This is a genomic window from Bacillus sp. MUM 116 (genome assembly GCF_001866655.1).
Lineage (GTDB): Bacteria > Bacillota > Bacilli > Bacillales > Cytobacillaceae > Neobacillus.
The window spans coordinates 1-17,608 of sequence record NZ_MLYR01000063.1 but is presented as its reverse complement, the minus strand read 5'-3'; the positions used below and the strand labels follow the sequence as shown (position 1 = coordinate 17,608).

18 protein-coding genes, 1 rRNA gene and 1 other annotated feature are annotated in these 17,608 nt (G+C 40.7%); all 19 genes read right to left on the bottom strand.

All coding sequences use genetic code 11. The features are described from left to right. Nucleotides 1-119: 119 nt before the first annotated feature. The 19 genes from secE to rrf all read right to left on the bottom strand — a co-directional run bounded on the left by secE (nt 120) and on the right by rrf (nt 17,497). Entirely contained in the window at nt 120-302 is a 183-nt protein-coding gene (gene secE, locus BIV60_RS16145) for a preprotein translocase subunit SecE (protein WP_071356735.1), read from the bottom strand. A gap of 47 nt (nt 303-349) precedes the next feature. Next, on the bottom strand, nt 350-496 hold the full coding sequence (gene rpmG / locus BIV60_RS16140) for a 50S ribosomal protein L33 (protein ID WP_071356734.1): 147 nt from the start codon (nt 494-496) through the stop codon (nt 350-352). A gap of 117 nt (nt 497-613) precedes the next feature. Continuing rightward, nucleotides 614-1,264 carry an RNA polymerase sporulation sigma factor SigH gene (gene sigH / locus BIV60_RS16135; protein WP_071356733.1) on the bottom strand — a complete coding sequence of 217 codons (651 nt, stop codon included), beginning with the start codon at nt 1,262-1,264 and terminating at the stop codon, nt 614-616. 69 nt (nt 1,265-1,333) lie between these two features. After that, nucleotides 1,334-1,843 (bottom strand): NYN domain-containing protein, encoded by a 510-nt coding sequence (locus tag BIV60_RS16130; RefSeq protein ID WP_071356732.1) that lies wholly within the window; start codon nt 1,841-1,843, stop codon nt 1,334-1,336. A 3-nt stretch (nt 1,844-1,846) separates the two neighbouring features. Then, the gene (gene rlmB / locus BIV60_RS16125; protein WP_071356731.1) at nt 1,847-2,590 is read right to left on the bottom strand and encodes a 23S rRNA (guanosine(2251)-2'-O)-methyltransferase RlmB; all 744 of its coding nucleotides are present in this window, start codon (nt 2,588-2,590) and stop codon (nt 1,847-1,849) included. Next, nucleotides 2,587-3,012, bottom strand: coding sequence for a Mini-ribonuclease 3 (locus BIV60_RS16120; protein ID WP_071356730.1), 426 nt, complete (start codon nt 3,010-3,012; stop codon nt 2,587-2,589). Before BIV60_RS16120 ends, rlmB begins: the two co-directional genes overlap by 4 nt. Nucleotides 3,013-3,015: 3 nt before the next feature. Continuing rightward, entirely contained in the window at nt 3,016-4,413 is a 1,398-nt protein-coding gene (gene cysS, locus BIV60_RS16115) for a cysteine--tRNA ligase (protein ID WP_071356729.1), read from the bottom strand. Then, the gene (gene cysE, locus BIV60_RS16110) at nt 4,394-5,062 is read right to left on the bottom strand and encodes a serine O-acetyltransferase (protein WP_071356728.1); all 669 of its coding nucleotides are present in this window, start codon (nt 5,060-5,062) and stop codon (nt 4,394-4,396) included. Before cysE ends, cysS begins: the two co-directional genes overlap by 20 nt. 141 nt (nt 5,063-5,203) lie before the next feature. After that, nucleotides 5,204-5,458 (bottom strand) — a binding site (T-box leader). Nucleotides 5,459-5,506: 48 nt separating this feature from the next. Then, nucleotides 5,507-6,964 (bottom strand): glutamate--tRNA ligase, encoded by a 1,458-nt coding sequence (gene gltX, locus BIV60_RS16105; protein WP_071356727.1) that lies wholly within the window; start codon nt 6,962-6,964, stop codon nt 5,507-5,509. 65 nt (nt 6,965-7,029) lie between these two features. Next, a complete protein-coding gene (gene ispF / locus BIV60_RS16100; protein ID WP_071356726.1) occupies nt 7,030-7,512 on the bottom strand; it encodes a 2-C-methyl-D-erythritol 2,4-cyclodiphosphate synthase in 483 nt (160 codons plus the stop codon). A 3-nt stretch (nt 7,513-7,515) separates the two neighbouring features. Then, on the bottom strand, nt 7,516-8,205 hold the full coding sequence (gene ispD / locus BIV60_RS16095; protein WP_071356725.1) for a 2-C-methyl-D-erythritol 4-phosphate cytidylyltransferase: 690 nt from the start codon (nt 8,203-8,205) through the stop codon (nt 7,516-7,518). A 159-nt stretch (nt 8,206-8,364) separates the two neighbouring features. Then, complete coding sequence (locus tag BIV60_RS16090; RefSeq protein WP_071356724.1) at nt 8,365-9,453, bottom strand: PIN/TRAM domain-containing protein; 1,089 nt, start codon at nt 9,451-9,453, stop codon at nt 8,365-8,367. 103 nt (nt 9,454-9,556) lie between these two features. After that, a complete protein-coding gene (disA, locus tag BIV60_RS16085; RefSeq protein ID WP_071356723.1) occupies nt 9,557-10,630 on the bottom strand; it encodes a DNA integrity scanning diadenylate cyclase DisA in 1,074 nt (357 codons plus the stop codon). A gap of 3 nt (nt 10,631-10,633) precedes the next feature. Continuing rightward, nucleotides 10,634-12,016 carry a DNA repair protein RadA gene (radA, locus tag BIV60_RS16080; protein WP_071356722.1) on the bottom strand — a complete coding sequence of 461 codons (1,383 nt, stop codon included), beginning with the start codon at nt 12,014-12,016 and terminating at the stop codon, nt 10,634-10,636. Nucleotides 12,017-12,167: 151 nt separating this feature from the next. Further along, nucleotides 12,168-14,609: an ATP-dependent protease ATP-binding subunit ClpC gene (gene clpC, locus BIV60_RS16075; RefSeq protein WP_071356721.1), complete on the bottom strand. Its 2,442-nt coding sequence runs from the start codon at nt 14,607-14,609 to the stop codon at nt 12,168-12,170. A gap of 13 nt (nt 14,610-14,622) precedes the next feature. Next, nucleotides 14,623-15,696, bottom strand: a complete 1,074-nt coding sequence (gene mcsB / locus BIV60_RS16070) for a protein-arginine kinase McsB (RefSeq protein WP_071356720.1) — start codon at nt 15,694-15,696, stop codon at nt 14,623-14,625. Between the two features lies 1 nt (nt 15,697). Beyond that, complete coding sequence (gene mcsA, locus BIV60_RS16065; protein WP_071356719.1) at nt 15,698-16,246, bottom strand: protein-arginine kinase activator protein McsA; 549 nt, start codon at nt 16,244-16,246, stop codon at nt 15,698-15,700. A 26-nt stretch (nt 16,247-16,272) separates the two neighbouring features. Beyond that, the gene (locus BIV60_RS16060; protein ID WP_071356718.1) at nt 16,273-16,734 is read right to left on the bottom strand and encodes a CtsR family transcriptional regulator; all 462 of its coding nucleotides are present in this window, start codon (nt 16,732-16,734) and stop codon (nt 16,273-16,275) included. 647 nt (nt 16,735-17,381) lie between these two features. Continuing rightward, a 5S ribosomal RNA gene (rrf, locus tag BIV60_RS16055) occupies nt 17,382-17,497 on the bottom strand. Nucleotides 17,498-17,608 lie beyond the last annotated feature (111 nt).

The following is a 17,608-nucleotide window of genomic DNA, read 5'->3' as shown; positions in this document are numbered from 1 at the left end:
GCTGGACATTTCTCAAAGCAATTTATAAATTCTTATATCGCAAAATAAAAAACCCGTTAAACGGGCTTTACATAAAAATTTCCTGTATTAATCACCATTATACCATGAAATAACATCTATTATTCAAGAATTAAACGAATCAATTTTGAAATTCCTAAATCGACTACTTCAAAGAAAAGAGCAACAAACACAACGGTGGATAAAACAGTAGCTGTATATTTCGTTAATTCACCGCGTTTCGGCCAACTAACCTTTCTCATCTCGCGGACAACATCACTGAAGAATTTCTTTAAGCGCTGCATTCTGTAACCTCCAAAATCGGAATTGCAATACTAAAACTTTATCAAAATTACTTTGTTTCACGGTGTAATGTATGAGAATTGCAGGTTTTGCAGAATTTTTTCAATTCTAATCTCTCGGATTTTTCCTGTTTGCCAACCGTTGAGTAATTTCTTGAACCACAATCAACGCAGGCAAGAATAAGCTTTTTATTCATTTTGACACCTTCAATAATTGAGCTTAATATCTTTAAAAATGTATCACGGTGCATACTATATGTCAATAATAAGTAGGAATTCATTCACATAAATGCCATATGAATACCAGTAAACAATCACAAAGAAAACTCACGGATTTCGAGATATCTTTCCAGCTTTCGCTTTACTCGTTGCAGCGCATTATCAATGGATTTAACATGGCGGTTTAGTTCCTCAGAAATCTCCTGGTAAGATTGTCCATCAAGATAGAGCGCCAGAACTTTCCTCTCTAAATCGCTCAACAACTCGGTCATTTTGACCTCAATATGATCGAATTCTTCTTGATTAATGATAAGTTCCTCTGGATCCAGCACTTTTGTTCCTGATAAAATATCCATTAAGGTCCGGTCTGATTCTTCATCATAAATGGGCTTGTCCAATGATACATAGGAATTTAATGGAATATGCTTTTGCCTTGTTGCAGTTTTAATGGCTGTAATGATTTGCCGGGTGATACAGAGCTCTGCAAACGCCTTAAATGAAGTAAGCTTGTCCTCTCGGAAGTCCCGAATTGCCTTATATAGACCGATCATTCCCTCCTGGACAATATCTTCTTTATCTGCCCCTATCAAAAAGTATGATCTTGCTTTTGCCCGTACAAAATTTCGATACTTATGGATTAAATAATCCAATGCCGCGCTTTCACCCTGGTGCACAAGGTCCACAATTTCCTCGTCTTCCATTGAAATAAATTGTTCGTTGATTTTTATCCCGAAGTCTGTACTCACTAGATCCCCCTCCACCGAACAAGCATAGATAATTCAAGTATACATGATGATTTTTTTGACCGTCAATTCTTACTTTTCTCCTCTGCGCCATTTTTCGAAAATTTCTGCCATTTCATTACTAATCTGAATTTTAGCAGCAGGCCGTTTTTCTTGGATTTTTTTCACCTTTTTTTCTATGCCTTTTTCAATTGAAGACATTTCAATAAGTAATTCCCGGGCGGATTTCCTTAAGGCACCTTGTCCAAAAATGGCCCATTGCTCTGTGAAGTCAGATGTCGCTACATGAATTTGTGTTTTTCGATTATTTAGGGAAATTGCTAATTTCTCAATCCGTTCATCCGCTGTTTCATTTTTCTTGGTAAAAATCACTTCAACTTTGTGATTTTTATATTTTTTCTCTGTTCCGTGTACATACTGGGCATCAAAAACCACAATCACACGGTATCCGGAGACTGCTTGGTATTCTGCCATTTTTTCCACCAAACGATCTCGTGCGGCAGGCAAATCTCGCTCCTTTAACACTCTTAAATCCGGCCAGGCTCCTATAATGTTATATCCATCGACAAGCAGGATATCCATTTTTTATCCCTCAAGCGGATGCCTTTTTCGATATACCTCATACATGAGCAATGCTGCTGCAACGGATGCATTCAAGGATGTAACTTTTCCTGCCATAGGTAGATGTATTAAAAAATCACATTTGTCGCGCACAAGCCTGCCCATTCCTTTTCCCTCGCTGCCAATCACAAGGCCGAGCGGAATGGTGCCATCAAATTGCCGGTAATCCTCTTTTCCTTTAGCATCTGTTCCAGCTATCCATACGCCGCGTTCCTTCAACTCATCAATCGTACGGGCCATATTAGTTACACGGACTACCGGGATATATTCAATCGCTCCCGTTGAGGCTTTTGCGACGGTTGCCGTTAATCCAACTGCTCTCCGTTTTGGGATAATAATTCCATGGGCTCCTACCGCATCAGCCGTTCTCATGATAGAACCAAGGTTATGCGGGTCTTCAATTTCATCTAATAATAAAAAGAAAGGAGGCTCGTTTTTCTTTTCTGCTGCAGCAAATAAATCATCCATCTCTGCATATTGATAGGCTGCAACATACGCAAGGACTCCTTGGTGATTTTGATCGGTAATTTGATCAATTTTCTTCTTTGGGACAAATTGAACGAGCACATTTCCTTCTTTGGCAAGCTGTGTAATCTGCTGCATTTGTCCTCGCTGAGAACCTTCGGCAATCAGAATTTTATTGATATCCCTATTGGCCTTTAGTGCTTCAATGACTGGATTTTTTCCGATGATATATTCTTGGGTCATCTTGTTATTCCCCCTTTCTTTTCGTCTACATAGGAAAATGCCTTTAAAATTAATTCCTCTAACCGGTTCATGGCTCCTGTTAAATATAAATATCCCATTAACGCTTCAAACGCTGTACTGTACCGGTACGTTTGAACATCGGTATTCTTGGGAACCGTTCCTGATTTTGCGTTCCTGCCCCGCATAACAACAGCTGTTTCTTCTTCCGTAAGAATCTGTTCATCGATTAGATGGAAAAGAATCTGGCATTGCGCTTTAGCGGAAACATATTTTGTTCCTGCACGATGCAGTTGGTTAGGCCGAACTGTCCCGCTTTGCAGCAGGTGACGCCTTACATAAATTTCAAAAACGGCGTCACCCATATAAGCAAGCGCCAGACTATTTAATTGTTTTGCATCGACATGGTTTTCGTAGTCAAGCATGAATTATCCTCTTTTCCAGCGTGTACCCTGAGGTGTGTCTTCTAAAATAATATTCATCTCTTTTAATTGATCGCGAATTTGGTCAGCTAATTGGAAATTACGGTCCTTGCGGGCTTGAATTCGTTTTTCAAGCAAGGCATCAATTTCTTCATCCAATATTTCTTCTTTTTCAAGCGTTAAACCTAACACTTGGAATAATTGTTCAAACTCGCTCATGAAAGCATCAATCACAATTTTGGCTGTATTTTTTTCAAGCAGATAATAATTAGCCAATTTCGAAAGCTCGAATAAAACGGAAATAGCATTTGCTGTATTAAAATCGTCATCCATTTCTTTAATAAACTGTTCACGTAATTCTGTTATTTTTTCAAGCCATTCCTGATTATGATCTGTTAAATCTGTACTTGCCTCTTTGCGATGTTTTAAATTTTGATAAGATGTAGTTATCCTTTCAAATGCAGCCTTGGTACTTTCTAATAATTCTTCACTATAATTGATTGGATTGCGATAATGAACAGACAACATAAAGAATCGTAATACTTGTGGATTGTGCTTTTTAATAATGTCATGAACCAGAACAAAGTTACCAAGTGATTTTGACATTTTTTCATTATCAATATTAATATAGCCATTATGCATCCAGTAATTTGCAAATGTTTTACCGGAAAGTGCTTCTGATTGAGCAATTTCATTTTCGTGATGCGGGAAGGTTAAATCCTGACCGCCGGCATGAATATCAATCGTGTCACCCAAGTATTTTTTCGCCATTGCCGAGCACTCAATATGCCAGCCCGGCCGGCCGATCCCCCATGGACTTTCCCAAAAGATTTCTCCTTCTTTTGCCGCTTTCCAAAGTGCAAAGTCCAGATCATCCTGCTTCTTTTCACCAACCTCAATTCTTGCCCCTACTCGCAGTTCATCAATGGATTGGTGTGAAAGCTTACCATATTCATCGAATTTTCTCGTACGGAAGTAGACATCCCCTTCTGATTCGTAAGCATAACCCTTTTCAATCAACTGGCTGATAAAGTCAATAATGATATCCATATTTTCCATTACGCGCGGATGGACATCCGCTTTTTGGCAGCCTAATGCCGAAACATCTTCAAAATAAGCATTGATGAAACGATTGGCAATTGTCGGAACATCTTCTCCCAATTGATTGGCGGCACGAATCAGCTTATCATCGACATCCGTAAAGTTCGAAACATATTTCACTTCATAGCCTCGGTATTCCAAATAACGGCGGACGGTATCAAATACAATGGCAGGCCGGGCATTGCCTATATGAATATAATTATAGACCGTTGGGCCGCAGACATACATTTTTACCTTTCCTTCTTCTAACGGAACGAACGTTTCCTTTTTACGTGTAAGTGTATTATATAACTGAATGGTCATTCTTTTTGCTCCTTTCATTCTCCAGCTCATCTAAATGCTGCTTTAACCCATTAACCTCATTTTGGATCTCCAATAGACGATCCGAAATTGGATCTGGCAAATCGCAATGGTTAAAGTCCTTATTAATTCGCTTTCCGTCCTGGATGACGACCCTGCCGGGAACCCCTACAACGGTGGAGTTCGGAGGGACCTCTTTTAACACGACAGAACCGGCACCAATTTTAGAATTTTCCCCCACCGTAATCGAACCAAGTACTTTTGCGCCTGTGGCTATCAAGGCATTGTCCTTAATCGTTGGGTGACGTTTCCCCTTTTCTTTTCCTGTTCCGCCTAGCGTTACTCCTTGAAAAACAGTTACATTATCTCCTATTTCACAGGTTTCCCCGATGACGACGCCCATGCCATGATCAATAAAAAATCTCCTGCCTATTTTTGCCCCCGGGTGAATTTCAATACCAGTAAAGAAACGGCTTACCTGAGAAATCACCCGCGCGATAAAGTAAAATTTCCGTTTATAAAACGCGTGGGCAACTCGGTGTGCCCAAATGGCATGTAAACCGGAATAAGTTAAAACCACTTCAAAATAACTTCTTGCCGCTGGATCCTGTTCAAATACAACCTCAACATCCTCTTTAAATGTTTTAAACATATTGTTTCCCCCCTTTGTATGAGAAAAGCCTAAATTTATCTAATGCTGTGTTAAATTTGCCTGTTGAATTCCGCCTCCAATCAACATGGTTAAAAAATCAACAATGACCTTTACAAATAAAAAAACGTCTCTGTCTATAACGACAGAGACGCTTTAGCGCGGTTCCACTCTGATTAGACCAAAGTTAACAGTCATTTAAATTACTGCAAAACTTCAAAATGGTCTCACTCTACCTGTTAACGGAAAGGTTCCGCCCATTTCTACTCTAGAAAAATCCCTTTCGAAATGAGGCTCAGAGGTGCATTTCAAAAAATGAGCGGCCTGAACCACTTTCAGCCGGTGATGGTTCTCTCTTTAAGACATCATTTTTTTACTTATCCTCTTCTACACTTTATTGCATATGAATTTATTTAATTTTACTATATTATTTTTTATTTTCAATTGTTAACAAATAATTTTATTAATCCTTGATTGAACTTTTTCTTTTCCTAAAAGTTCAATGGCTTGAGGCAAATCAGGGCCATGTGTTTGCCCCGTTACAGCAGCACGAATCGGCATAAAAAGATTTTTCCCTTTTTGGCCGGTTGATTTTTGAACTGCCTTCATTGCTGCTTTGATCCCATCTGCTTCAAAGCTTGGAAGCTGGTCAAGCTCGTGGGAGAATGCTTTTAACACTTCAGGAACTTGCTCACCGGAAAGAATTTCTTTCGCTTCTTCTTCATACTCTGCCTCATCCTTGAAGAATAACTCAGTCAGTTCGACAATTTCTGCACCAAAACTCATTTTTTCCTGGAATAAACCAACAAGTTTTTTCGCCCATTGCTGCTCGTCTTCTGTCATATTTTCAGGCAAACGTCCTGCTTTAATCAAATGTGGAACAGCAAGCTGATAAATTCTGTCCAGTTCCACCTTTTTCATGTACTGATTATTAATCCAAGCAAGTTTTTGCTTATCAAAAAACGCAGGTGATTTAGAAAGGCGCTCCGCATCAAACAGTTCAATTAACTCCGCTTGTGAATAAATTTCTTCTTCCCCTGCAGGAGACCAGCCGAGCAAGGTAATAAAATTAAACAAAGCTTCCGGCAGATAACCCAATTCTTCATATTGCTCAATAAATTGAATGATCGATTCATCGCGTTTACTTAATTTTCTTCGGCTTTCATTTACGATTAATGTCATATGTCCAAAAATTGGCGGCTGAAAGCCCAGTGCTTCATAAACCGCGAGCTGTTTAGGAGTATTGGAAATATGGTCATCTCCTCGCAAAACGTGGGAGATTTCCATTAAGTGATCATCCACCGCAACAGCAAAATTATAAGTTGGAATTCCGTCTTTTTTAACAATGACGTAGTCACCGATTCCTTCAGATTCGAAGGAAACAACCCCTTTCACCATATCATCAAATGCATAGGTTTTTCCTTGGGGAATTGCGATACGGATACTTGGCTGACGGCCTTCAGCCTCAAGCTGGCTGCGCTGTTCTGCTGTTAAATGACGGCATTTCCCGGAATATTGAGGGTTCTCACCTCTTGCCATCTGTGCCTCACGTTCCGCCTCTAATTCTTCTTCGGTACAATAGCATTTATAAGCCTTGCCGCTTTCTAATAATTGCTTGTAATAGACTTCATAGATATGGTTTCTTTCAGATTGCCGGTATGGTCCAAATTCACCACCGACATCGACACTTTCGTCCCAATTCATTCCAAGCCATTTTAAATATTTTAATTGGCTTTCTTCACCACCGGCAATATTCCGTTTCTTATCGGTATCTTCAATCCGGATAATAAATTTCCCGCCCTTATTGCGTGCAAACAAATAGTTAAATAACGCTGTACGGGCATTTCCAATATGTAAATGTCCGGTTGGACTTGGAGCATACCTTACACGAACTTCATTTGACATTACATTATGCCTCCTGTTATCTTCTGTTATCACTTGATATATTTTACCACTGTGGTCCCAAAAGATTAAACATTTATTTTCTTTAATAACACCACTGCTTGTGCCGCAATTCCTTCTTCTCTTCCGGTAAAGCCTAGTTTTTCTGTTGTGGTAGCTTTTACATTGACACAGTCAGGAGCAGCTTCCAGCAACTCAGCTATCCGTGCTTTCATCTGTTCAATATAAGGAGCCATTTTTGGCTTCTGCGCAATGATGGTGCAATCGGCATTCACCAGTTCATAGCCTTTATCTTTCACCAGCTTCCAAACATGCTCCATCAGCTTTGCCGAATCAGCATCTTTAAAATTTGGATCCGTATCAGGAAAATGTCTGCCGATGTCCCCTTCCCCAATCGCGCCGAGACAGGCATCCGAGACGGTATGTAATAATACATCCGCATCCGAATGACCCAAGAGACCCTTTTCGTAAGGAATTTTGATTCCGCCGATAATGAGCGGCCGCCCTTCCGTTAATTGATGAACATCAAAGCCTTGTCCAATTCGATACATTTTTTAAAAACTCCCTTTTCTTTTTTTCAAAATTGCTTCCGCAAAAAATAAATCCTCTGGAGTGGTCAGCTTAATATTGTCGTAATCTCCTTCCACCATTGTCACCGGGTGGGGGATTCTCTCCACTAAACTTGCATCGTCGGTCCCCAAATAGTTTTCCCGTTCGGCTTTTTCATAAGCTTCGAGTAAAATAGACACGCGAAAAGCTTGTGGGGTTTGTACAGCCCACAAGCTGGATCGTTCGATTGTTCCCAGCACCATTTGTTTGCGTACTGTTTTCATCGTGTCTTTTACTGGTACACCAATAATCGCTGCACCAGTTTTTTCAGCTGTTTCATTCAGCCGGTTGATATGTTCTTTTTGGATAAAGGGGCGGGCTGCATCATGAACGAGAATAATCCCGCCGGCTTTTACCGTTTTCAAGGCATGATGAATACTGTGTTGACGCTCTTTTCCGCCTGGTACCAGGCTTTTCACTTTCGTAATATGATATTTTTTCAACAAGGAGTGAAATTCCGCTTCATCTTGAGGATGAATCGCCAAAATCAGGCCATCACACTGCTCATCTTCTTCAAACACTCTTAATGTATGGATCAATACAGGAATACCGTTCAGCTCAATTAACAGCTTATTTTTTCCTGCTCCCATTCTTTTTCCCTGACCTGCTGCCGGGAGAATGACCTGGTAGCCCATCATAAAAACCCCAATTCTCTCTATCTAGCTCCGTATTGTCTACTCCAGCGCCTAGCCCCTCGAGGTTGCTTCGGTCCTGCCGATGAAGTCAAAAAACGACTTCACCGGCAGGACCTCCAGCACTTGTCGGGGCTGACCAAGGCGCTTCCGCTTTTCTTTTCACAAAGCTTTTTCCAATAATTTCGGTTTGGCAAAAATCATTCTGCCGGCTGATGTTTGCAGTACACTTGTTACGAGGACATCAATTCTCTTTCCGATATACTCTCTTCCTTCTTCGACAACAATCATCGTTCCGTCATCGAGGTAAGCAACGCCTTGATGATATTCTTTCCCATCTTTAATGACCTGTACCGTTAATTCTTCTCCTGGAAGGACAACCGGTTTAACCGCATTTGCCAAATCATTGATATTTAATACAAATACGTTCTGTAATTCACAAACTTTATTTAAATTAAAATCATTGGTGACGAGGATGCCGTTCGTCAGCTTGGCAAGCTTGACCAACTTGCTGTCCACTTCTTGAATTTCTTCAAAGTCTCCCTCGTAAATCTCAACTTTTATCGCTAGTTCTTTTTGAATTCGGTTTAGAATATCTAAACCTCTCCGACCGCGGTTTCGTTTTAAAACATCAGAGGAATCGGCGATATGCTGGAGCTCCTCCAGCACAAACTGCGGTATGACAATCGTTCCTTCCAAAAATCCGGTCTGGCAAATATCCGCAACCCGTCCATCGATAATCACGCTTGTATCGAGGATTTTTAACGATTGGAGAGGGGCTTTTTCAGATTCCTCTTCCCCTGCCTTTTTCTTTCCAATCCGGTTGGTAAACAGATTTAAAAGTTCATCTCTTTTCTTAAATCCAACTTGAAAGCCGAGATAACCAAATAATAAAGTCAGTAAAATCGGAGCGACTGCATTCAAGATTGGCACCTGCACTGCATTAAGAGCAAAGCCGATCAAGAAGGCAACCAATAATCCAAAAATTAAGCCAACACTTCCAAAAAGAACATCTGTTACCGGAATCTTTATTAAAGAATCCTCAGTCCATTTAATAAATTCATGGACATAATCAACTGCCCAAAAGGTAATAAGATAAAAAATAATTGCACCTATAATAGCAGTGACATATGAGTTACTGACAATCGGAATGTCATTCATATTGATTAATTTAAGTAATGCAGGGATTAATAAGATTCCAAGCGTACCTCCGATAATGAGGAAGCAAGCTTGAACAATTCGTTTTAACATTCCTTCACCTCCTCTAATTCATTATAAACATATTCATCATTTTGAAACCTTCGTTTCATGATTATTTTTCCAAATTGTAACCATCTTGAAATATATTCCTTTTTTAAAGACGTCTTTCCGTGTACAAGCGGTCTTTTAACATTCGAAGGCCTTCTTTGATTTTCTTTGCACGTACTTCTCCAATCCCTTCAACTTCATCGAGTTCTTCGACAGTAGCAAAAGTAATTTTAGGGAGGGTAGCGAAACGAGTAACAAGATTTTCAATGATTACCGCCGGAAGCCGGGGAATTTTATTGAGAATCCGGTACCCCCGCGGACTTTTATTTTCATCAAGAGGAACATATCCCTGATAGCCCATTATTTTTAATAATACCATATCTTCAATCGTTTCATTATTTGCCAAGGCTTGCATTCGGCTAAGGACTTCATTGACTTTAATTTCTCGGTCAAACGTGTAATCCTTGAGGATTAACATCATTTCTTCCTCAAGCTCTGTTAAAATTTCATTCATTTGGAGCCGAATCAGCCGCCCCTCTGTACCGAGTTCATTTAAATAGGTCAGTAATTCGCTTTTTATTTTTAGCACCATTTCAAACCGATGCAAAACCAGTAAAAAATCTGTATAGGTGACAGACTCCTCAAATTCCAAAATACTTAAGTTCGCAATACTATCTTGCAATACAGCTTTATATTTCTCCAGAGTTTGCACCGCTTGGTTTGCTTTCGTTAAAATCACACCGATATCCCTAAGCGCATAGCGAAAATTCCCCTGGTAAAGGGTAATGACATTTCTTCGTTGGGAAATCGCAATGACAAGGGCTTTCGTTTGTTTGGCGGCCCGTTCAGCAGTCCTGTGGCGCATCCCCGTTTCTGAGGAAGGCACTGTAGGGTCTGGTGCAAGATGGGCATTGGCAATGAGAATTTTTGTTCCTGATTCGTTAAGAATGATGGCCCCATCCATCTTGGCAAGTTCATATAAAAAGCTTGGTGAAAATGTGCAATTTACTTGAAAACCGCCATCCACGAGACTTTTTACCTTTTCATTATACCCAACCACGATCAGTCCCCCCGTGTTCGCTCGAAGTACATTATCAATCCCTTCACGGATGGGTGTTCCCGGTGCAATAAATGGTAATACTTCACTTACAGAGTGCTCACCAAGCTTTTTAATTTCCATCGACTACCCTCCCAACGCTGCTTTTAATGCTTCACTTACGGATGAAACCCCAATTAATTGTATTCCTGTTGGTCCCGTCCATCCGCCTAAATTATTTGCGGGTAAAATCACCCGCTCAAATCCCAGCTTGGCTGCCTCTTGAACTCGCTGCTCAATTCTCGATACCCTTCTTACTTCCCCAGTTAAACCAACTTCTCCAATAATACAGTCCGTTGGTCTTGTCGGCTCATCGCGAAAGCTTGAGGCAATACTTACGGCTATCGCCAAGTCAATTGCCGGCTCATCCAATTTCACCCCGCCGGCTACTTTTAAATAGGCATCCTGATTAGCAAGCAGCATACCGACGCGTTTTTCTAATACCGCCATTAAAAGCGGAACCCGGTTATGATCAATTCCTGTTGCCATTCGCCTTGGATTCCCAAAGCTGGTAGGTGAAATGAGTGCCTGAATCTCCACTAGTACTGGTCTTGTCCCTTCCATAGAGGCGACAACCGTTGACCCGGCTGCACCTCTTGATCGCTCTTCTAGGAAAATTTCTGAAGGGTTCGCTACTTCGTCTAGACCAGCCTCTTTCATTTCAAAGATCCCCATTTCATTGGTAGAACCAAAGCGATTTTTCACTGCACGTAAAATCCGATACGTATGATGCCGTTCTCCCTCAAAGTATAATACAGTATCGACCATATGTTCTAATAATCGTGGACCTGCGATCGAACCCTCTTTTGTTACATGTCCAACAATAAAAATCGCAATTCCTTTTGTTTTGCCGATCCTCATTAACTCAGCCGTACACTCTCGAACCTGCGAAACACTTCCCGGTGCAGATGTAACATCCGGATGATATATCGTCTGAATTGAATCAATAATAACAAATGCCGGATTAGCCGCCTCGATGGTCCGGTTAATTTCCTCTAAGCTGGTTTCGGAATATACAAGTAAATTTTCAGAGGATATCCCTAAGCGCTCCGCCCGAAGCTTCGTCTGTCTTAGAGATTCTTCACCGGATATGTATAATACTTTATTTCCGTTATGGGCAAGCTGCGAGGAAACCTGCAATAAAAGCGTTGATTTCCCAATTCCCGGGTCGCCGCCAATCAATACCAATGAACCTCTGACGATTCCACCACCAAGCACCCGATTCAGCTCATTTAAATTGGTTAGAATTCTTGGTTCACTGCCTGTTTCGATTGAGGTAATGGGCATCGGCTTCGAAAGTATCGCCGCACCTCCTTGGGCATGCGCAAACGCCCCTCTTCGGTTTGCACCCGTTACTTCCACTTCTTCAACCATTTTATTCCACTGGCCGCATCCCGGGCATTTCCCCATCCATTTTGGGGATTCATATCCGCATTCCTGACACATAAACTTCGTTTTTCTTTTAACCATAAATCCTACCTCTTTTTGCCTTTAAGTAGTTTATACCATTATTGTACATTAAAACATATAGTGGATAAATATGTAAAAAAGAGGTACACGGTTAAATACTATTCACGTGTACCTCTTGCATGTGCTTTAAGGTTGGTAATCCTTTATAAATTTATTTTACCAGACTTGCTTTTTCCGCTGATCTTACCACAAATTCACCATCGACCACATCAATGATAACATTCTGGCCTGTTAACAAATTACCTTTTAGCAGTTCTTCAGATAAGCGATCTTCAATATGCTTTTGAATGGCGCGACGCAATGGTCTCGCTCCGTATTCCGGATCATATCCTTCTTGAGATATCTTATCCTTAGCCGCTTCCGTCAGCTCAAGGTCAATATTTTGCTCTTTTAAGCGTTTTGTTAGCTGATCAGATAGCAGCGTAACAATTTCCTGAAGATGCTTTCTCTCCAATGCGTGGAAAACAATGATTTCGTCAATCCGGTTCAAGAACTCCGGACGGAAGGCTTTTTTCAATTCCTCCATCACTTTCCCCTTCATGTCTTTATAATCCTGCTCGCCATCCTGGATATTAAAGCCGACATATTTATTTCGCTTTAATGCCTCAGCCCCAACATTCGATGTCATAATCAAAACAGTATTTCGGAAATCGACCGTTCTCCCCTTTGAATCTGTCAAGCGGCCATCTTCAAGAACCTGAAGAAGTATATTGAAAACATCCGGATGTGCTTTTTCAATTTCATCCAGCAATATAACGGAGTAAGGTTTTCTTCTTACTTTTTCCGTTAATTGGCCGCCTTCCTCATAGCCGACATATCCCGGAGGGGAACCAACAAGGCGGGAGGTCGAGTGTTTCTCCATGTATTCAGACATATCAATCCGAATCATCGACTCTTCATCACCAAACATCGCTTCAGCAAGTGCTCTTGCAAGCTCGGTTTTCCCTACACCTGTAGGTCCAAGGAATACAAAGGAGCCGATTGGACGTTTTGGATCCTTTAACCCCGCCCGTGCACGGCGGACCGCTTTGGAAACGGCCTTAACCGCTTCTTCCTGGCCAATGACACGGGAATGTAAAATTTCCTCTAAATTAAGAAGCTTTTCTGTTTCCGTCTGTGCAAGCCTTGAGACAGGGACTCCCGTCCAACTGGAAACAACATTTGCAATATCTTCGACTGTTACTTCATTATTCTCTTTGCCTTGCTTTTCTTTCCATGTCTTTTTCGTTTCCTCAAGCTGTTCGCGCAGGCGCTGCTCAGTATCCCTTAAGGATGCTGCTTTTTCAAACTCCTGGCTTTGTACTGCAGCATCTTTTTCTTTCCGGACATCTTCAAGTTTTACTTCCAGCTCTTTTAAATTTGGAGGAGTTGTATAGGAACGTAAGCGTACTTTCGAACCTGCTTCATCTATCAAGTCAATCGCTTTATCCGGCAGGAACCGGTCAGAAATATAACGATCGGATAATTTTACAGCAGCTTCAATCGCTTCATCCGTAATCGATACACGGTGATGTGCTTCATAACGGTCACGCAATCCTTGTAAAATTTGAATCGATTCCTCTGCAGTCGGTTCATCTACACGAATCGGCTGGAAACGCCGCTCCAATGCTGCGTCCTTTTCAATGTATTTACGATATTCATCAAGAGTGGTCGCACCAATACATTGCAGTTCACCGCGTGCAAGGGATGGTTTTAAAATATTGGAGGCGTCAATCGCACCCTCAGCGCCGCCAGCCCCGATTAATGTGTGCAATTCATCAATAAATAGAATAATATTGCCTGCCTGACGGATTTCATCCATGACCTTTTTCAAACGATCCTCAAATTCACCGCGATATTTTGTACCGGCAACAACAGTTCCCATATCTAATGTCATAACGCGTTTATCACGCAGAATTTCAGGAACTTCATTATTTACAATTTGCTGGGCAAGCCCTTCTGCAATTGCCGTTTTACCAACACCGGGTTCCCCGATTAAAACTGGGTTATTCTTTGTCCGACGGCTTAATACTTCAATGACACGCTGAATTTCTTTGCTGCGCCCGATCACAGGATCAAGGCTTCCTTCCCTTGCAATGGCAGTCAAATCTCTGGCAAGGCTGTCTAGTGTTGGGGTATTGGCGCTGACAGACGCACCGCCTTGATGCCCGCCTGACTCATTGCTGCCTAATAACTGCAGAACTTGCTGGCGTGCTTTATTTAGGCTCACGCCCAGATTGTTTAGAACCCTTGCTGCAACTCCTTCCCCTTCACGAATAAGCCCAAGTAGAATATGTTCCGTCCCGACGTATGAATGACCAAGCTTTCTTGCTTCATCCATTGATAGTTCAATTACTTTTTTCGCTCTTGGTGTATAGTGAATCGTTTGCGGAACTTCCTGTCCTTTACCAATCAAGTTTTCTACTTCTTTTTGGATTTTGTCAGAACCTAAACCAAGGCCATACAATGCTTTTGCCGCAATTCCTTCGCCTTCACGAACCAGTCCTAATAAAATATGCTCTGTTCCAATATTGTTATGGCCAAGACGGATGGCTTCCTCTTGCGCTAAAGCTAATACCTTTTGAGCTCTTTCTGTAAAACGTCCGAACATCATATTCTCTTCCTCCTCACCTATTATCGGTTTCCATTTTTATTCGTTCCCGGATTAAAGTTGCACGCCTTATATCCCTTTCATGCGGTCTTAATGGTCCGCCCGCATATTGCTGCAAAAATCCCGGCTGGGTTGAAATCATTAATTCAGTTAATATATTTTGGGGCAAATTCGTGATATACTCCATATCAATTCCAAGTTGCACATCAGATAAACATTTTGCTGCTTCCTTAGATTCGATGATTCGGCTGTTGGATAAGACTCCATAAGACCGGAATACCCTGTCTTCTAATTGTATGTTTGAAGTTTTGCGTAATGCTTCACGAGCCGACCTTTCTTGTGAAATTAACTGACTAACGACCCCCTTTAAATCACGGCAGATATCCTCTTCTGATTTTCCAAGAGTAATTTGATTGGATATTTGAAAAATGTTTCCCAATGCTTCGCTGCCCTCGCCATAAATCCCTCTAACAACAAGACCTAATTGATTAATGGCCGGGATTATTCGATTAATTTGCTGTGTTAATATTAACCCTGGCAAATGCATCATCACGGAAGCACGGAGACCGGTTCCGACATTTGTGGGACAGCTGGTTAAATAACCTTGCTTTTCATCAAATGCGTATTGAATATGGCTTTCTAGCCAGTCATCAATTTCATTTGATGCTTCAAGGGCCTCTATTAACTGCAGACCTGGGAACAGGCATTGAATCCGTATATGATCCTCTTCATTAACCATAATACTAACTTCTTCATTTTCGGTTAAAAGAACGGCTCCATATGGTGAATCTTCTGCAAGAAGAGGACTGATTAAATGTTTTTCAACTAAAACTAACTTTTGAAGAGGTTGAAGGTCATTAATCTTAATTAGTTCCATTTGTCCAAACTTCGGAATACTTTCTATTTTTAATACTTCCTCCATATTGGCAATTATCTCTTTTGCTTCTTCATGTGAAAACAATGTTGGAAATTTGTAGTCTTCAAAGTTTCGGGCTAAACGGATGCGTGAACTAAGGACAATATCAGAATCTGGTCCAACCTGCCTCATCCACGAACTTAGGGCTTGGTTAATAAATCGTTCAAGCGGCATATTATTCCCCTCCCTCTTGAGAGCCCGTTAACTGTTTTTCGAGTGTACGAATTTCGTCTCGAACTTCTGCTGCTTTTTCAAACTCTTCATGGGAAATTAAATCCCTTAATTCATTTTTTAATTCGTCTATTTGCTTCCGTAGATGTATGCCACCACCGATTCTTTTTGGTATTTTTCCGGCGTGCGACAAGTTTCCGCTATGGAGACGATTTATTACAGGATTAAGCTGATCCTTAAATGTTTCGTAGCAATTTGCACAACCGAAGCGGCCGATTTTTAAGAACTGCTGAAATGTCATCGAGCAGTGGCTGCATTGAAGAATTTCCTCTTGATGAAATGGACTTTTATCCTGCTTTTGAAAGGAAGGATCAATATTCAGCAGCCCAGCCAATAAATTATTAAAGGCAAAGCTTGAGCCTCCATTAAACATAAACATATTACCTTTTTCTTGTGCACATTTTTCGCAAAGATGAACTTCTGTTTTTTCACCATTAACAATTTTTGTAAAATGGAGTGCTGCAGGCCTTTGATTACATTCCTGGCAAATCATTCTCATCACCCCTCCAGCTGACTTCATTATTTATATTTTAAGGTAGTTAACATTGCTTTTAACATTCTTGCCCGTAACTCATCACGGTAAGGAAGTTCAATATATAGAACGGACCGGTCAATTACACTTAACATAATTTTTGCTTCCCGGTTTGTAATAATTTCTTCTTGCACAAGTCGGAGAATGACATCTTCTGCACTTGTCTGGCTGATTCGATCCTCTATAAGAGATATCAAATGATTGATTAGATCAGCAAATTCGTGTGATTGTACCTTCATAATACGTATATACCCGCCACCGCCTCGTTTACTCTCAACAATATATCCTCTTTCGATTGTAAAGCGGGTATTTATCACATAATTAATTTGTGAAGGTACACATTGAAATTTATCCGCAATCTCACTTCGCTTAATTTCCACGAGGTCGTGATCGCTTTTTTCTAACACTGCTTTTAAATAATTTTCAATAATGTCGGAGATGTTCCTCATCTTCCCAACTGACTGCAGGCCTATAATTTATTTCATTTTGGTCCCGCGGCCAGGATTCACCCCCTTTTGCATGATTTACATTCTTTATTGATAATTAGTTGCAGTTTCTGACTTTGACTATATTTGACATTAATTATACTGAAAAGCGTTTGAAGTTTCAACAATCAGATACTAATGATTTTCTCCAAATCTCGCCATTGTGAAACATAGGATTATTTAAAAAAGTTATAAGGAATGGTACAGAATGAGAAATTTAAGGAGATTTGGGGGTAACCTGGAGGGTATTTTAAGTACTTTTCTTTGGTTTGTTTTTCTGTTACTGGCCATTTTTTCTGTTTACTGGACACCTTATACTTTTACTGGTCACTTCAGCATTTTTACTGGCCATTTCTTTTTTAGCTGCCATATTTCATCGATTAATAGATTCAAACTTGCTAATTCACCTTAAATTTTTAAAATAAATACAGCTTTGGGGCTTGTCTTTAAGGCTCTTTTTCGGTTACTAGTCACCTTTTGAGTTACTGGACATTTTATTAATTTTACTGGTTGCTTTTGCATTCTTACTGGCAAATTTCTCGTTTTACAGGCCACATCATTTTCTAGCATAACAAAAAAAGGACAACCCACATCAGGTTGTCCTTTACTTTGCCTGGCAACGTCCTACTCTCACAGGGGCAAGGCCCCAACTACCATCGGCGCTGAGAAGCTTAACTTCCGTGTTCGGTATGGGAACGGGTGTGACCTTCTCGCCATTATTGCCAGACTATTTACTTGAGGTATCATTCCCTCAAAACTAGATAATACAGAAGAAGTTTTCGTAAAAACGAGTTCACCTTAATTATGACTTGGTTAAGTCCTCGATCGATTAGTATCA

What these genes read in the sequence shown, in the direction of transcription:
- ispF (WP_071356726.1), bottom strand. Translation starts at nt 7,512, where the DNA reads ATGTATCGAATTGGACAAGGCTTTGATGTTCATCAATTAACGGAAGGG.
- rlmB (WP_071356731.1), bottom strand. Translation starts at nt 2,590, where the DNA reads ATGACCCAAGAATATATCATCGGAAAAAATCCAGTCATTGAAGCACTA.
- BIV60_RS16060 (WP_071356718.1), bottom strand. Translation starts at nt 16,734, where the DNA reads ATGAGGAACATCTCCGACATTATTGAAAATTATTTAAAAGCAGTGTTA.
- secE (WP_071356735.1), bottom strand. Translation starts at nt 302, where the DNA reads ATGCAGCGCTTAAAGAAATTCTTCAGTGATGTTGTCCGCGAGATGAGA.
- cysS (WP_071356729.1), bottom strand. Translation starts at nt 4,413, where the DNA reads ATGACCATTCAGTTATATAATACACTTACACGTAAAAAGGAAACGTTC.
- mcsB (WP_071356720.1), bottom strand. Translation starts at nt 15,696, where the DNA reads ATGCCGCTTGAACGATTTATTAACCAAGCCCTAAGTTCGTGGATGAGG.
- BIV60_RS16090 (WP_071356724.1), bottom strand. Translation starts at nt 9,453, where the DNA reads ATGTTAAAACGAATTGTTCAAGCTTGCTTCCTCATTATCGGAGGTACG.
- rpmG (WP_071356734.1), bottom strand. Translation starts at nt 496, where the DNA reads ATGAATAAAAAGCTTATTCTTGCCTGCGTTGATTGTGGTTCAAGAAAT.
- disA (WP_071356723.1), bottom strand. Translation starts at nt 10,630, where the DNA reads ATGGAAATTAAAAAGCTTGGTGAGCACTCTGTAAGTGAAGTATTACCA.
- gltX (WP_071356727.1), bottom strand. Translation starts at nt 6,964, where the DNA reads ATGTCAAATGAAGTTCGTGTAAGGTATGCTCCAAGTCCAACCGGACAT.
- BIV60_RS16130 (WP_071356732.1), bottom strand. Translation starts at nt 1,843, where the DNA reads ATGGATATCCTGCTTGTCGATGGATATAACATTATAGGAGCCTGGCCG.
- ispD (WP_071356725.1), bottom strand. Translation starts at nt 8,205, where the DNA reads ATGGGCTACCAGGTCATTCTCCCGGCAGCAGGTCAGGGAAAAAGAATG.
- BIV60_RS16120 (WP_071356730.1), bottom strand. Translation starts at nt 3,012, where the DNA reads ATGCTTGACTACGAAAACCATGTCGATGCAAAACAATTAAATAGTCTG.
- mcsA (WP_071356719.1), bottom strand. Translation starts at nt 16,246, where the DNA reads ATGATTTGCCAGGAATGTAATCAAAGGCCTGCAGCACTCCATTTTACA.
- clpC (WP_071356721.1), bottom strand. Translation starts at nt 14,609, where the DNA reads ATGATGTTCGGACGTTTTACAGAAAGAGCTCAAAAGGTATTAGCTTTA.
- cysE (WP_071356728.1), bottom strand. Translation starts at nt 5,062, where the DNA reads ATGTTTAAAACATTTAAAGAGGATGTTGAGGTTGTATTTGAACAGGAT.
- radA (WP_071356722.1), bottom strand. Translation starts at nt 12,016, where the DNA reads ATGGTTAAAAGAAAAACGAAGTTTATGTGTCAGGAATGCGGATATGAA.